A 13,434-nucleotide genomic window follows, 5' to 3' on the forward strand; every position below is an offset into this window, starting at 1 on the left:
TCTCCCTCAGGGAGAAGGTGGCCGAAGGCCGGATGAGGGGAACAGTGTCAGCCCGAAGGCAATTGGGAAATTATCGGTTCAGCCGCGGGTCGAGGGCGTCACGGATCCCCTCCCCCAGCAGGTTGTAGGCGAGGACCGTCACCAGGATGGCAACGCCGGGAAAGAGCGACAGCCACCAGGCGAACTCGACGTAATCCTTGCCGGCGGTGAGGATGTTCCCCCAGCTGGGGGTCGGCGGCTGGACGCCGATGCCGAGAAACGACAGGGCCGACTCGGTCAGGATCGCCCCCGCCACGCCGAGGGTGGCCGAGACGAGGACCGGTGACGCCGCGTTCGGCAGGATATGCCGGAAGATGATCCGCAGATCGGAGGCGCCCAGGGCCCGGGCCGCCACGACGAAATCCCGCTCCCGCAGCGACAGGACCTCCGCCCGGACGAGCCGCGCCACCCCCATCCAGCCGGTGAGGCCGATGATCGCCATGATATACCAGATGCTGGGTTCCAGGAAGGCGATCACCGCCAGGATCAGGAAAAAGGTCGGGAAGCAGAGCATGATGTCGACGAAGCGCATGATGACGGTATCGACCACCCCGCCGTAAAAGCCGGAAACCAGGCCGAGCACCGTCCCGATGGCGACGGCGATACCCACCGACACGAACCCGACCTTGAGGGAGATCCGCGCCCCGTAGATCACGCGGGTGAAGACGTCGCGCCCCAGCTCGTCGGTGCCGAACCAGTGGGCGGCGGACGGCGGCAGCAGGACGTGGTAGGCGTCGATGGCGTCGGGCTCCCAGGGGGTGATGGCGGGCGCCAGAAAGGAGAGAATGAAGAGGAGCAGCACCACGATCCCCCCCGCCACGGCGAGGCGGTTGCCCCGGAAGCGCTGCCAGAACACGGTGTAGAACCAGCTCTCGCGCAGTGCCATTACTATCCCCTCCCCTGCCTGATCCGGGGATCGGCCATGGCGTAGCAGATGTCGGCCAGAAGGTTCCCAATCAGGGTCAGGAAGGCGCCGATGACGAGGATCCCCATGACGAGCGGATAGTCCCGGGCCATGACCCCCTGGTAGAAGAGCTGCCCCATGCCGGGGATGGCGAAGATCGTCTCGAAGATGACGCTCCCGCCGATGAGCCCCGGGAGCGAAAAGCCGAGAAGGGTAATCACCGGCAGGAGGGCGTTGCGCAGCGCATGGCGGTAGATCACCGTCCGCTCCGCGAGCCCCTTGGCCCGGGCGGTGGTGATGTAGTCCTGCCGGATCACCTCCAGCATGGTGGAGCGCATGTAGCGGGAGAGCCCCGCCAGGCTCCCGAAGGTGGCAACCGAAATCGGGAGGATCAGATGCTTCGCCATGTCGCCGAACCAGCGGAGCGGTGAGAGCCCCTCGCTGCCGAGGGAGTGGAGCCCCGAGATCGGGAGCCAGCCGAGCTTCACCCCGAAGAAGTACATGAGAAGGAGCGCCAGCCAGAAGGTCGGCACCGCGAAGCCGAGAAAGACGAAGACCGTGATCCCCTTGTCGTAGAGGGTGTCGCGGTGGGTGGCGGCAAAGACCCCGATGGGGATGGCCAGGCCGAATTCGAGGATCAGGGCTATGATGTTGAGCGAGAGCGTGACCGGTATCCGCTCCCGGATCTTGTCGGTAACCGGCCGGTGGTCCGGGGCGAAGGAGCGGCCGAAATCGAGGGTGGCCACCTTTTTCAGCCAGGTCACGTACTGCACGGGGAGCGGCTTGTCGAGGCCGTAGAACTCCCGGAGCCGCTGGCGGGTCTCGGCGGTGATCTTGGGGCTCAGGGCGGTCATCGCCTCCACCGGCTCGCCGGGGGCGAGACGGATCACCATGAAGGTGATGACGGTGATCCCGAGCATGAGCGGAACCATGGCGAAGAGGCGCTTCAGGAGATAGGCAGTCATGGGTGGAGCTGCTCCTCCTTCGGCACGTACCAGTGGATGAAGTCGTGCATGATCCCGGCCGGAGCCGGCTCGATTCCCCGGAAGCGGGCACTCACCGCCGGCAGGGCGTCGGGGACGTAGAGGAAGGTGTAGGGCTGATCCTCGGCCAGGATCTCCTGGATCCGCCAGTAGCAGCGCCGTCGTTTCTCCTGGTCGAAGGTCCGCCGCCCCTCCTCGATGAGGCGGTCGACCTCGGGATTCTTGTAGCCGACGAAGTTGAGCTCCTTCGGCCCGGTCTTGCTGGAGTGCCAGACATCGAAGAGATCCGGGTCCTGGCCGATGGTCCATCCCATGATCAGGGCGTCGAAGTTGCGCTTGTCGATGAAGTTGGTGAGCAGCGATGCCCACTCCAGCACCCGGATCTTCACCTCGATCCCCACCGTGCGGAGGCGGCGCTGGATGATCTGGGCGGTCTTGAGGCGCTGGTCGTTTCCCTGGTTGGTGAGGATGGTGAAGCTGAACGGCCTGCCGTCCTTCACCAGGATGCCGTCGCGCCCCGCCTCCCGCCATCCCGCCTCGGCCAGGAGCGCCCGCGCCCGCTTCGGATCGTAGCCGAAATCCTTCACGTCCGGGTTGCAGGCCCAGGTTCCCGGCTTATAGGGGCCGTGGGCGGCCTGCCCCAGCCCGAGCAGTACCCCGTGGACGATCTCGTCCTTGCTGATGGCGCAGGTGATCGCCTGGCGCACCCGCCGGTCGGCAAAGAGGGGGTTGTTCAGATTGTAGCCGACATAGACATAGGAGGACGAGGGGTAACGGTACTTGGCAAAACGGGCCTGGAATTCCGGGTTGGCGGTCTGCCGGGCAAACTGGACCGGCGAGAGCCCCATCATGTCGATTCCGCCCGCCTTGAGCTCCAGGTACATGGTGGAGTTGTCGGGGATGATCCGGTAGATGTACCGGTCGAGGTACGGCCGTCCCTCGAAGTAGTCGTGGTTCGACTCCAGCACGATCTTCTGCCCCGCCACCCACTCCTTGAAGCGGTACGGTCCGGTGCCGACGGGGTGCCGGGCAAGCTCGCTCCTGGTGATGTCCTTTCCCTCCAGCAGATGGGCCGGCAGGATGCTCATCCCCCACGAGGCAAGGGCTGGCGCGAAGGGCTTGTCGTAGGAGACCCGGAACGTATAGGGATCAGGGGCCTCGGCCCTCGTCACCTGCTTGAAATCCTCCGCATAGGCGGTGGGGGTCTTGGGGTCGATGGTGACGCGGTAGGTGTAGAGCACGTCGCGGGAGGTAAATTCGACGCCGTCATGCCACTTCACCCCCCTGCGGAGATGGAAGGTTATGGTGAGGCCGTCGGGAGAGACCTCCCACGATTCGGCCAGGTCTCCCGTCAACTTCAGGTCCTTGTCGTACTTGACGAGGCCGTTGTAGACGTACCCCGCGATTTCATGGGAGGGGGAGTCGGAGGCGAGGATCGGTATCAGGGTGGATGGTTCGCCGATGGAGCCGACCACCAGCGCGTCGCCGTAGGCCGGGGGCCCCGCCGCACGGCGGGGGGGAGCGGAGGGGGCGCTGCCGCTGCAGGAGACGAGAAACGCGAGCGAAACGAGGCAGAGAAACCGCCGCCAGGTCATCTTTCCAGGCTCTCCGCCTTGACCTTTCGTTTCTTTTCGAGGATATCCTTGCGCTCCGGTTCGGCGGCCAGGATCTTCTTGTAGAGCTCCAGCGCCTTGCGGTACTCGTGGCGGGCCGCATGGGCATCGGCGAGGTGCTCCATGACGGTGACGTCGCCGTCGGCCAGCTTCAGCGCCCGCTCCAGCAGCGGAACCGCCTCGTCGAAGCGCTTCATCTTGAAGTAGACCCATCCGAGGCTGTCGAGGATGAACCCGTCGCTGGGGCGGAGCTGCACCGCCTTCTTGAGATACTGGAGCGCCTCGTCGAGATTGGTCCCGAGCTCGGCGTAGGTGTAGCCAAGGTAATTGAGGGCCTGGGCGTCATCGGGGGAGAGGACGATCACCCTCTTCATGGCGGCGATCGACTGCTCCTTGTCCCCCATCTTGTCGTAGATGGTCCCGAGGCGGAAATAGAGGCGCGGATCGGCGCCGAACTGCTCTTCGCCCCCCTTGAGAAGGGCGAGCCCCTCGGCGAACTTCCCGGTCGATTCGTACAGCCCTGCCAGGTAGAGATGGAGGTCGAGTTGCTTCGGATTGGCGGCGATGGCATCGCGCAGAACTGCCACCCCCTTGTCGGGCATCCCCTTGTCCTTGTACAGGAAGGCGATGTGGCCCACCGCCTCGAAGTAGTTCAGGGTCCCCGGCGGAATCTTGGAGAACTCCTCGATCGCCCGGTCGAACTCTTCCTTGTCCTCGTAGGCGCTCCCCAGATAGAACCGCACCTGGTGTGCCGCCGGTTCCTTGGCAAGGATCTCCTGGAACTCGGTGATGGCGTCGTCGTACTGTTCGAGCTCCAGATGGATGAGGCCGATCTTGCGGAGGGTCTCGAGCCCCCCGACCCCCTTTGCCTTCAGGTTCTGCAGATAGGGAAGCGCCTCGGCGAACCGCTGCTGCTGAAGAAAGAGCTGCACGAGGTGATGAACCACCGTGACGTTGGCAGGGTTGACCTCCAGCAGCTCCTTGTAGGTGGCAACGGCATCGTCGAAAAGGCCGAGCCCTTCCTGGGCGATCCCGCGATCGATGAGCGCCTGCTCGAAATCGGGCTTGAGATCCACAGCCTTGCGGTAGTAGCCGATGGCCTCGCGGGGGAGCTTCATCTGGTCGTAGGTCTTGCCGAGGTAGTAGTATCCCAGATACGAGTCGGGATTGACCTTCACCAGGGACTTGAGGATGCTGACCGCCTCTTCGTAGTCGAAAGTCTTCACGTAGGAAACGCCGAGATGGAGGTAGGCATCCTCCTTGGCGGGATCGAGCTCCACCGCCTTTTTCAGGTGAGGGATCGCCTCCTTGTCGCGTTTGAGGCTCGCCAGGATCATGCCGGACATGAGCTGCGCCTGGCGCTGGTTCGGGTCGAGGCGGATGGCGTTCTCGCACGCCTTCAGCGCGTCGTCGAGACGGTTCGTCTTCAGATAGATCTCTGCTGCCGCTACGTGGAGGAATGCGGAGTTGGGGTCGGCCTCGATGGCACCGTTCAGGAGCGTGAGGGCCCCTTCCATGTCTCCTTCAATGATCCGGAGCCGCGAGAGTGAGTAGATGTAGAGCGCCCGGGATTCGGCTATGGCGACCGTCGGCCGGAAGGACGGCTCGGTAGCAAGGTTCTGTCTGCCGGCACCATTGGCGGTGCAGCCCGGGAGGACCGTCAGGGTCAGGAGGAGCGCGGCGACCATGCGTGTTTTCATTGGTATTCCTGTCTGGGACGCCGGCAGGGAACGGAATGCTTTATAGTGGGCGTTCCGTTCCCTGCCGGGTCGGGTGAGACGTTGAATGTGCGATGAGGATCAAACGGGTCGACGTTCCGTCGGAGTGGGTTGCCACGGGGGCAAACGTGCCTCAACTATGTAAGAAAGCTAGCACAACTCATAAATGCCGTCAAACAATTATCTCCGCCGCAACCCTTGCGGGAAACGGCGTTTGTGGTACTGTTTGACATGACTTTCAGCACCGTGGACATGTCATGGAACAGCGATTCCTACGCTCACTCCTGAAACCAGCCGCCTATCCCGAGTCCACCAGCGCCGTGGAACTCGTCCAGACTCACGTTTCCTACATCTTTCTCACCGACGACTACGCCTACAAGGTCAAGAAACCGGTCGATTTCGGCTTTCTCAACTTTTCCACCCTCGACCGCCGCCGCTTTTACTGCGACGAAGAGGTGCGGCTCAACCGCCGCCTCTGCCCCTCCCTCTACCTGGGGGTGGTGGAGGTGCGGGAGACGGCGTCCGACGGCGCCGCCTTCTTCGGCGAAGGACGGATCGTCGATTACGCAGTTAAGATGAAGCGGCTCCCGGCAGAACGGATGCTCGACCGGCTCCTGGCTGCGGGGGGGGTCGGCGGGAACGAGGTTCGTGCCCTCGCCCGGACCGTTGCCGCCTTTCATCTCCAGGCCGAGCGAAACGACGAAATCGCCCCGTTCGGCAGCATCGACACCATCAGGGGCAACTGGGAGGAAAACTTCAACCAGACCCGCATATTCTGCGGCACGACCCTCGGCGGGAGGGATTTCCTGGCCATCGAGCAGTGGGTCGAACGGTTCCTGAAGGAAAACTCCCCCCTCTTCGCCGAACGGGTTGCCGGAGGGTTCATCCGCGACGGAGACGGTGATCTCCACCTGGAAAACATCTCCCTCGGCGAAGACGGGAGCATCTGCATCTTCGACTGCATCGAATTCAACGCCCGCTTCCGCTACGGGGACACCGCCGCCGACATCGCCTTTCTCCTCATGGATTTCGACGCCAACGGCCGGCCCGATCTGTCGGCACTCTTTCTCGACGAGTACATTCGGGCGACCGGCGACGGGGAGATCAGCCGGATCGTGGATTTCTACAAGGTTTACCGCGCCTACGTGCGCGGCAAGGTCGAGAGCCTGCGTTTCGCAGACCACCAGATTCCGGAACCGGAACGCAATACCGCGCGGGAGCGGGCCGCCCGCTATTTCCGCCTCGCCCGGGGGTATATCTGCCGCCGCAACCTCCCGCCGACCCTCATCATCACCTGCGGCCCCTCCGGCAGCGGCAAGAGCTTCGCGGCCCGGGAGATCGCCCTTGAGCTGGGGCTGGAAATCATCAGCTCCGATGTGGTAAGAAAGGAGTTGGCCGGTCTCCCCCCCCATGCCCGCCGCGCCGAAGGATATGGCGAGGGGATCTATGCTGCGGCCGTTACCACCCGCACCTATGCCGAACTCCTGAGGCGGGCGGAGGCGCGGCTCGCCGCCGGCAGGGGGGTCATCGTGGACGCGACGTTCCGCCACGCCCCCGACCGGCTGCCGTTTCGCACGCTGGCCGCCCGCCACGGTGCCCGTTTCTCCATCATCCATGCCACCTGCGGGGGGGAGTTGGTCCGCCGCCGGCTCGCCGACCGCGGGAAAGATCCTGCGGAACCGTCCGACGGCAGATGGGAGATATATCAGCGCCAGATGCGGGACTTCGATCCTCCCTCCGCCGATGAAGGAACAGTGGTGACCATCGACACGTCCCGATCCGTCGCGGAGATTGCCGACTCCTTCCTTGAAGCACTGGGGATACTGCCGTGTGGCTGAAATTCACGAACGGTCTGTTCAAGCGTCTGCGGCTGCGGGAATCGTGGGTGATCTTCTTCATCCTCGGCGTGGTCATGCTCAACTATCCGTTTGTCCAGATCTTCAACCGGCCTGACATGCTCGCCGGCATCCCGATGCTCTACCTCTACTTCATGGGGGGATGGGCCATCTCGATCTTCGTGATCTATCTCTTCACCAAGGCCCTCGACCTCCCCGACGACCGGCACGACGAAGGAGGGCACCGGTGATCCTCAGCATCGAACTGGTGGCCGGGGTATCGCTCCTCTACATCGCCCTTCTCTTCATGGTGGCCTACTACGCCGACAAGAAGCGCGAGGCCGGCAGAAGCGTCATTGCTAACCCCCTTGTCTACACCCTTTCCATCGCCGTCTATCACACCTCCTGGACCTTCTACGGCAGCGTCGGCAAAGCGGCCACCACCGGCCTCGATTTCCTCCTCATCTATCTCGGCCCGACCCTGGTCGCCTTTTCATGGTGGTTTCTGCTGCGGAAAATCGTCCGGATCGCCAAAGAGAACAACATCACCTCCATCGCCGACTTCATCAGCTCCCGCTACGGCAAGTCGCAATGGCTCGGGGCCATCATCACGATCATCGCCCTTCTCGGCATCATGCCGTACATCGCGCTGCAGCTGAAGGCGGTCTCCACCACCTTCGATATCCTCTGCGGCTATCCGTACATGCAGCTTCCCCTGCTGCACAGCAACTTCCCCCTCTCGCTCCACACCAATTTCTTCGCCGCCCTGATCCTGGGGGTATTCGGGGTCATTTTCGGCGCCCGCCGCCTCGTCTCCTCCGAGCGCCACGAGGGGCTGGTGGCCGCCGTGGCGGTGGAATCCGTCGTCAAACTCATCGCATTTCTCGCCGTCGGCATCTACGTAACCTACGGGCTCTTCGACGGCTTCGGCGACATCTTCGCACGCATTTCCTCCCAGGGGATGCTTCTCGACCACCTGACCACCCTCGGCGAGCAGGGAGAGACCTCCTACGCACGGTGGTTCTCCACCCTCTACCTCGCCATGGGGGCCATCATCCTGCTCCCCCGCCAGTTTCACGTCATGGTGATCGAGAACTCCAACGAAGAACATATCAAGAAGGCCATGTGGCTCCTTCCGGCCTACATGTTCCTCATCAATCTCTTCGTGCTTCCCGTGGCCCTGGGGGGGATCCTCCAGACCGGGGGAATCCTGGGGGCCGACTTCTTCGTCCTTACCCTCCCCCTGAAGAACGGGCACTCGTGGCTCACGCTCCTCGCCTTTCTCGGCGGTTTTTCCGCCGCAGCCGGCATGGTGATGGTGGAATCGGTGGCGATCTCCACCATGATCCTCAACCATCTCCTGATGCCGATCATCGTGAGCCTCAACCCCCGCCCCTGGTTCCCGAAGCTTCTGATCAACCTGAAGCGGCTTTCCATTTTCGTCGTGGTCCTGCTCGGCTTCCTCTACCAGACGGTGGTGGGCGAAACGTTCATGCTCGTCAATATGGGGCTCATCTCCTTCGCCGCCGCCGCCCAGTTCGGCCCGGCACTCATCGGAGGCCTCTACTGGCGGCGGGGGAACAAGGCGGGGGCCCTTGCCGGCATCGTCCTCGGGTTTCTCTTCTGGGCATACACCCTGCTCCTCCCCTCATTCATCATGTCGGGATGGCTGCCGAAGGCGATCCTGGACGACGGCCCTTTCGGCATTGCGCTCCTGAAGCCGACGGCGCTCTTCGGCCTCGTCGGCTTCGACATCTGGACCCACGCGGTCTTCTGGAGCCTGCTTTTCAACGTCGGCGCCTATCTGGGCTGCTCCATCCTGCTCGGCCAGAGCGATCGGGAGCGGGATCAGATGAAGAAGTTCGTCGACGTCTTCAAGGCAAAGGCCAACGGCGTCCCGTGGGAAACCAAGCGGATGTCGAAGCCGGTCACCATCATGCAGTTTGTGAATCTCATGGCGAAGTTTATCGGAGAACCCCAGGCCCACACCGCCATTGCCGAATATCTGGGAAACCGGGAGATCAACGAGCACGGCGGGGTTTCCGAGTTCGAACTGCCAAAGCTCAAGCGCTTCACCGAAAAGACCCTGGCGGGCTCCGTCGGTGCTGCGGCGGCCGGGGCCATCGTCGAGAGCTACCTCTCGGACCTCGGCTCGCGCATGGAACCGGTCTATGACATCTTCAGCACGGTGCAGGCCTCCCTCGCCGAAAGCCGCGAGGCCCTCTACGTGCGGCTGCGGGCCTCGGAGATCATGAACCGGACTCTCGATCTCCAGATCATCATGGACGACCTCCTCAACCTCGTCCTGAAGGAGTTCAAGCTGGACCTGGCGGTGATCCGGCTGATCGACGAAAACGGAATGCTGCGGGTCAGGAGCTTCAGCGGCAAGGGGATTGCCGGAATCACCGGAAGGGACTGGGAGCCGGAAAGCGAAACGTACATCGGCGATGCGTTCCTGGCCAACCGCGTCCAGTTCGTGAACGATACCCAGTACATCACCAAGCCGGTCTCCCGGGAGCTGATGCAGCGGGAGGGGATCAAGTCGTTCGCCCACATCCCCATCGCCCGGAAAGGAGAGCAGCCCCTCGGGATCATGTCGGTCTTCTCCAAGGGGATCGTGGGACTCTTCAACGAGCCGTTCCTCAACCTCCTGGAGAGCCTCGCCGGCCAGCTGGCCCAGGCGGTGAAGATCGTCAAGGAGATGGAGGCAAAGGAGCAGGAACGGGCCCAGAAGGAACGGGCGCTGCTGGAGCATGCGCGGGTCGTGAACGAGATGGAGATTGCCAAGCAGATCCAGCTTTCGCTCCTCCCCTCTTCCCCCCCGACGCTGCCGGGGATCGCCATCGCCGGGCGCTGCAAGCCGGCAACCCACGTCGGCGGCGACTACTACGACTTCTTCCTCCACGGAGAGCACGGGATCGACATGGTGATCGCCGACGTTTCGGGCCACAGCGTGGGAGCAGCCCTCATCATGGCCGAGACCCGCAGCGTGCTCCGGGCCCAGGCCAGCTCCGACAAGAACGTCGACGCGATCCTCGCCACCCTCAACGAACTGCTCCACGATGACCTGACCGCGGCAGAGCTCTTCATCACCATGTTTTACGTCCGCTTCAACGTGGAAAACCGCACACTCAGCTATGCCAATGCGGGGCACAACCCGCCACTCATCCACCGCAACGGGACGCCCGCCTGCACCGAACTCGACGCCGAAGGGCTGATCCTCGGCGTGAAGCGGGAAGTCGACTTCGAGCACCGGACCGTCACGCTCCTGGAGGGAGACATCGTCCTCCTCTATACGGACGGGATCACCGAGGCGCAAAACCGGGAGGGTGATTTTTTCGGCACCGGCCGACTCTGCGACATCCTTGCGGTCAACCGGCAGCGGCCGGTGGACGAGATCGTCGATACGGTGCAGCGGGAAGTCGAAGCATTTTGCGGGGGCGCCTCGCTGAACGACGACGTTTCCATGGTCGCCTTCAAGATCCTCCCCTTACGCACTGTTAATGAAAGTATGAGCGAAGGGACCGCAAATGGTGTAAGATAACGATGCAGGCAGCACGAATCCGACCGCTCCTTCCCCAGCGGAAGGCCGGTACGCGCCAAGGAGCAGATCATGAATATGAAGATTGAAGAGAAGAACGAGATCCTGATTATCTTTGTCAAGGAGGAGCGGCTCGACGCCCACAATTCCAACGACCTGAAGGCGAAGATGCAGGAACTCTTCGAGGGGGGGAGGAAGAATCTCCTGGTGGACCTGACGGACGTGCGGTTTATCGATAGCTCGGGGCTCGGCGCCCTGGTTTCCGGCTTCAAGAACGCCATTTCCCACCAGGGAAGCCTGAAGCTCGCCAGCCTTCAACCCCAGGTGAAATCGATGTTCGAACTGACACGACTCCATCGGGTATTCGAGATCTTCGGTTCAACAGCGGAAGCGCTGGACAACTTCTAGGTGTGCGAGGAAGAAATGGACAGGAACTCTATCGAGGTTGACATCAAGGTGCCGAATCAGACTCGCTACCTGAGTCTGATCGGGAGGATCGGCGAGGATATCGCCAAGGAACTCGACCGGTTCGACGGCGACCGCGAGACCCTTGCCTATCATCTGAATCTCGTCCTGACCGAGGCGATGGTCAACGCCATAAAGCACGCCAACGCCAACGATCCGGACAAGATGGTCCACGTCTACATCACCATCTCCGACCAGGATGTGCTTATCATCAAGGTCTATGACGCCGGCCAGGGGTTCGACATCAACACCATCCCCCCACCGGATTTCGATGCCCTGGAGGACCGGGGGCGGGGGATCTACATCATCAAGTCACTGATGGACACGGTGAAATACGACCGGATAAATGGCGGGAACGTACTGGAGATGACCAAGAGCCTTCGCTGTTGACGCCCCTGCCCTACCGTTTCCCCCGGCGGCTGACCACGAACACCATCGTCACGCCGAGGAGAAACATCGGAAAGCTCAAGAACTGCCCCATGGAAAAGGGGCCAAGCAGCAGTCCCAACTGCGCATCGGGCTCCCGGAAAAACTCGACGAAAAACCGGAACAGGCCATATGTCGCAACGAAGGTCCAGAAGACGGCGCCGGTGGGCCGCTCCTTCCGCCCCGCCACCGCCAGGATCGCAAAGAGCACCGGCCCTTCGAGAACCGCCTCGTACAACTGTGACGGATGACGCGGCGCCCCTCCTCCGCCGGGGAAAACGATCCCCCACGGCACATCGGTCACCCGGCCGTAGAGTTCTCCGTTGATGAAGTTGCCGATCCGGCCAAGGCCGAGCCCAACCGGCACCGCCGGCACGCAGAGATCGGCAAGGGCGAAAAACCCGATCCGCTTTTTCCGCGCCGCACAGATCCCCGCCAGCACCACCCCGATTAGCCCCCCGTGGAACGACATCCCCCCTTCCCATACCGCCAGAACCTTCAGCGGGTGGGCAAGGTAGTAGGCCGCATTGTAAAAGACGATGTAGCCGAGACGCCCCCCCAGGATCACTCCAAGAGCCAGGCTGAAGATGATGTCGGCCACATCATCCTTGGTGAAGGGGAGCCCCCTGCGCCGCGCCCCCCGCTGAAGGATGAAGTAGGAGGCGATGAACCCCATGATATACATGAGGCCGTACCAGCGGAACTCCAGGGGGCCGAGGCGGAAGAAAACAGGGTCTATCTGGGGAAACGGCATAACGCTCCTCACGGGAAAAAATCGGTCTACCGTAGCAACAAAACCCTGGAGTGTCAATCTGTCGGCCGGTGCGCGCAAGACAAACCGAGATAAACAAAATCTAACCAGACACCCTTGACAGCCTCTCATCGGGCGTTACACTTCAGACAAATGGAAACCGCTCTTTGAGAATTGCTCTGGGAATCAGGTACTAACCGGTTGAGGGACCTGACGGTTAACCCATGACACCCCCTACGAGTTCAGACGCAGTGAGCATGACCTCCCCCGAGGTAAGCCTGAAGCGCCTTCTCGAAAAAAAGTTTTCAAAAGGTCAGAGGGTCCAGCGGTTATACGGATTCACCGGAGCAAAACCCCTTTTAGTTGACGTTCAGGGAATGGCGCACAGCCGCGTACATCTCCTCCGTCAGGCGCGTAACAACCGCCCCAAAAAAGGGGATGCCGGAGACGAAGCGATTCCGCACGGTCGACAGAGAGCGTTCGGCAAGACCCGTCGATGGCATCCACCGACGGAAACGAGGAAGCATCCCGCTGCAACGTCAATTAAACGAGAAAAGCCCGGAGGATCTCTCCGGGCTTTTCATTTTCAAAACCAGTTCCGTCTATCAGCGGAGTTCCGGCGGAACCCCCGCTTTCCGGGCGCTTTCGGTAAGGGCACTCAGCTTGCCCTGAAGTTCCGCCAGCTTATCCTCGAGCCGCTTCACCTGGCTCTGCAGGCTGAGGTATTCGCCGCGGCTCATCTTCTCGGGGTTGGCGATCTTCGCCTTGCGCTCGGCAATTTCGCTCTCGTACGACTTGATGTCTCCCCTTAGCTTGGTGAATTCCGCCTTCCACGAATCCTCATCCCTGCCGCCATAGACCGCTTTCTTCTCCTGCTTGGCCGGGCGGGACTTCTCACCTGCCGTTTCGGCGGCAGCTTTCTTTCCCTGATCGACGACCGTCTCCGTCACCTCCGGAGCTGATGGTGCCCCTTCGGGGATCACGACCACCTTTTTCCGGTACTTCCGCGGGACTTTTCCCAGATCCTCGGCAAAGTTGACGGTTCCCCGGTCGTCGACCCATTTATAAATGTCGGCAAACGCCGGTACGGCACACAGAAGAAGCAGTGCGGTGAATAGGTATCGGGCCATGACATTCCTCCGATCGGTGTGTGGCAATG

The 13,434-nt window shown here is 62.1% G+C and carries 11 protein-coding genes; 5 read left to right on the forward strand and 6 right to left on the reverse strand.

Going from position 1 to position 13,434, the window contains the following annotated elements; all coding sequences use genetic code 11:
• Positions 1-70: 70 nt before the first annotated feature.
• The 4 genes from opp4C to GPICK_RS10695 are packed head-to-tail and all read right to left on the reverse strand — an operon-like array spanning position 71 to position 5,239.
• Positions 71-925: an oligopeptide ABC transporter permease gene (gene opp4C, locus GPICK_RS10680; RefSeq protein ID WP_039743035.1), complete on the reverse strand. Its 855-nt coding sequence runs from the start codon at positions 923-925 to the stop codon at positions 71-73.
• 2 nt (positions 926-927) lie between these two features.
• Positions 928-1,908, reverse strand: a complete 981-nt coding sequence (locus GPICK_RS10685) for an ABC transporter permease (protein WP_039743037.1) — start codon at positions 1,906-1,908, stop codon at positions 928-930.
• Positions 1,905-3,521, reverse strand: coding sequence for a peptide-binding protein (locus GPICK_RS10690; RefSeq protein WP_039743040.1), 1,617 nt, complete (start codon positions 3,519-3,521; stop codon positions 1,905-1,907). Before GPICK_RS10690 ends, GPICK_RS10685 begins: the two co-directional genes overlap by 4 nt.
• Complete coding sequence (locus GPICK_RS10695; RefSeq protein ID WP_039743042.1) at positions 3,518-5,239, reverse strand: tetratricopeptide repeat protein; 1,722 nt, start codon at positions 5,237-5,239, stop codon at positions 3,518-3,520. The genes GPICK_RS10690 and GPICK_RS10695 overlap by 4 nt, the downstream gene beginning before the upstream one ends.
• Before the next feature lie 275 nt (positions 5,240-5,514).
• Here GPICK_RS10695 and GPICK_RS10700 point away from each other — a divergent pair, with 275 nt between their 5' ends.
• The 5 genes from GPICK_RS10700 (at position 5,515) to GPICK_RS10720 (ending at position 11,488) form a co-directional block, all read left to right on the forward strand.
• Positions 5,515-7,095 (forward strand): bifunctional aminoglycoside phosphotransferase/ATP-binding protein, encoded by a 1,581-nt coding sequence (locus GPICK_RS10700; RefSeq protein ID WP_039743045.1) that lies wholly within the window; start codon positions 5,515-5,517, stop codon positions 7,093-7,095.
• On the forward strand, positions 7,086-7,343 hold the full coding sequence (locus GPICK_RS10705) for a hypothetical protein (RefSeq protein WP_144400085.1): 258 nt from the start codon (positions 7,086-7,088) through the stop codon (positions 7,341-7,343). The genes GPICK_RS10700 and GPICK_RS10705 overlap by 10 nt, the downstream gene beginning before the upstream one ends.
• Positions 7,340-10,636, forward strand: coding sequence for a sodium:solute symporter family transporter (locus tag GPICK_RS10710; RefSeq protein ID WP_039743047.1), 3,297 nt, complete (start codon positions 7,340-7,342; stop codon positions 10,634-10,636). The genes GPICK_RS10705 and GPICK_RS10710 overlap by 4 nt, the downstream gene beginning before the upstream one ends.
• 69 nt (positions 10,637-10,705) lie before the next feature.
• Positions 10,706-11,041, forward strand: coding sequence for an STAS domain-containing protein (locus GPICK_RS10715; protein WP_039743050.1), 336 nt, complete (start codon positions 10,706-10,708; stop codon positions 11,039-11,041).
• 15 nt (positions 11,042-11,056) lie between these two features.
• The gene (locus GPICK_RS10720; protein ID WP_039743053.1) at positions 11,057-11,488 is read left to right on the forward strand and encodes an ATP-binding protein; all 432 of its coding nucleotides are present in this window, start codon (positions 11,057-11,059) and stop codon (positions 11,486-11,488) included.
• A gap of 10 nt (positions 11,489-11,498) precedes the next feature.
• Here the strand turns inward: GPICK_RS10720 and lgt are convergent, their stop codons facing one another.
• Both lgt and GPICK_RS10730 read right to left on the reverse strand, forming a co-directional pair.
• Positions 11,499-12,278: a prolipoprotein diacylglyceryl transferase gene (gene lgt / locus GPICK_RS10725; protein ID WP_039743056.1), complete on the reverse strand. Its 780-nt coding sequence runs from the start codon at positions 12,276-12,278 to the stop codon at positions 11,499-11,501.
• A gap of 602 nt (positions 12,279-12,880) precedes the next feature.
• Positions 12,881-13,405: a DUF4124 domain-containing protein gene (locus tag GPICK_RS10730; protein ID WP_039743059.1), complete on the reverse strand. Its 525-nt coding sequence runs from the start codon at positions 13,403-13,405 to the stop codon at positions 12,881-12,883.
• Positions 13,406-13,434: the final 29 nt, after the last annotated feature.

Source organism: Geobacter pickeringii, assembly GCF_000817955.1.
Lineage (GTDB): Bacteria > Desulfobacterota > Desulfuromonadia > Geobacterales > Geobacteraceae > Geobacter > Geobacter pickeringii.

Excerpts from the sequence above, each read along its gene's own strand:
- GPICK_RS10715 (WP_039743050.1), top strand. The coding sequence starts at position 10,706 with ATGAATATGAAGATTGAAGAGAAGAACGAGATCCTGATTATCTTTGTC.
- GPICK_RS10685 (WP_039743037.1), bottom strand. The coding sequence starts at position 1,908 with ATGACTGCCTATCTCCTGAAGCGCCTCTTCGCCATGGTTCCGCTCATG.
- opp4C (WP_039743035.1), bottom strand. The coding sequence starts at position 925 with ATGGCACTGCGCGAGAGCTGGTTCTACACCGTGTTCTGGCAGCGCTTC.
- GPICK_RS10695 (WP_039743042.1), bottom strand. The coding sequence starts at position 5,239 with ATGAAAACACGCATGGTCGCCGCGCTCCTCCTGACCCTGACGGTCCTC.
- GPICK_RS10700 (WP_039743045.1), top strand. The coding sequence starts at position 5,515 with ATGGAACAGCGATTCCTACGCTCACTCCTGAAACCAGCCGCCTATCCC.
- GPICK_RS10720 (WP_039743053.1), top strand. The coding sequence starts at position 11,057 with ATGGACAGGAACTCTATCGAGGTTGACATCAAGGTGCCGAATCAGACT.
- GPICK_RS10690 (WP_039743040.1), bottom strand. The coding sequence starts at position 3,521 with ATGACCTGGCGGCGGTTTCTCTGCCTCGTTTCGCTCGCGTTTCTCGTC.
- lgt (WP_039743056.1), bottom strand. The coding sequence starts at position 12,278 with ATGCCGTTTCCCCAGATAGACCCTGTTTTCTTCCGCCTCGGCCCCCTG.
- GPICK_RS10730 (WP_039743059.1), bottom strand. The coding sequence starts at position 13,405 with ATGGCCCGATACCTATTCACCGCACTGCTTCTTCTGTGTGCCGTACCG.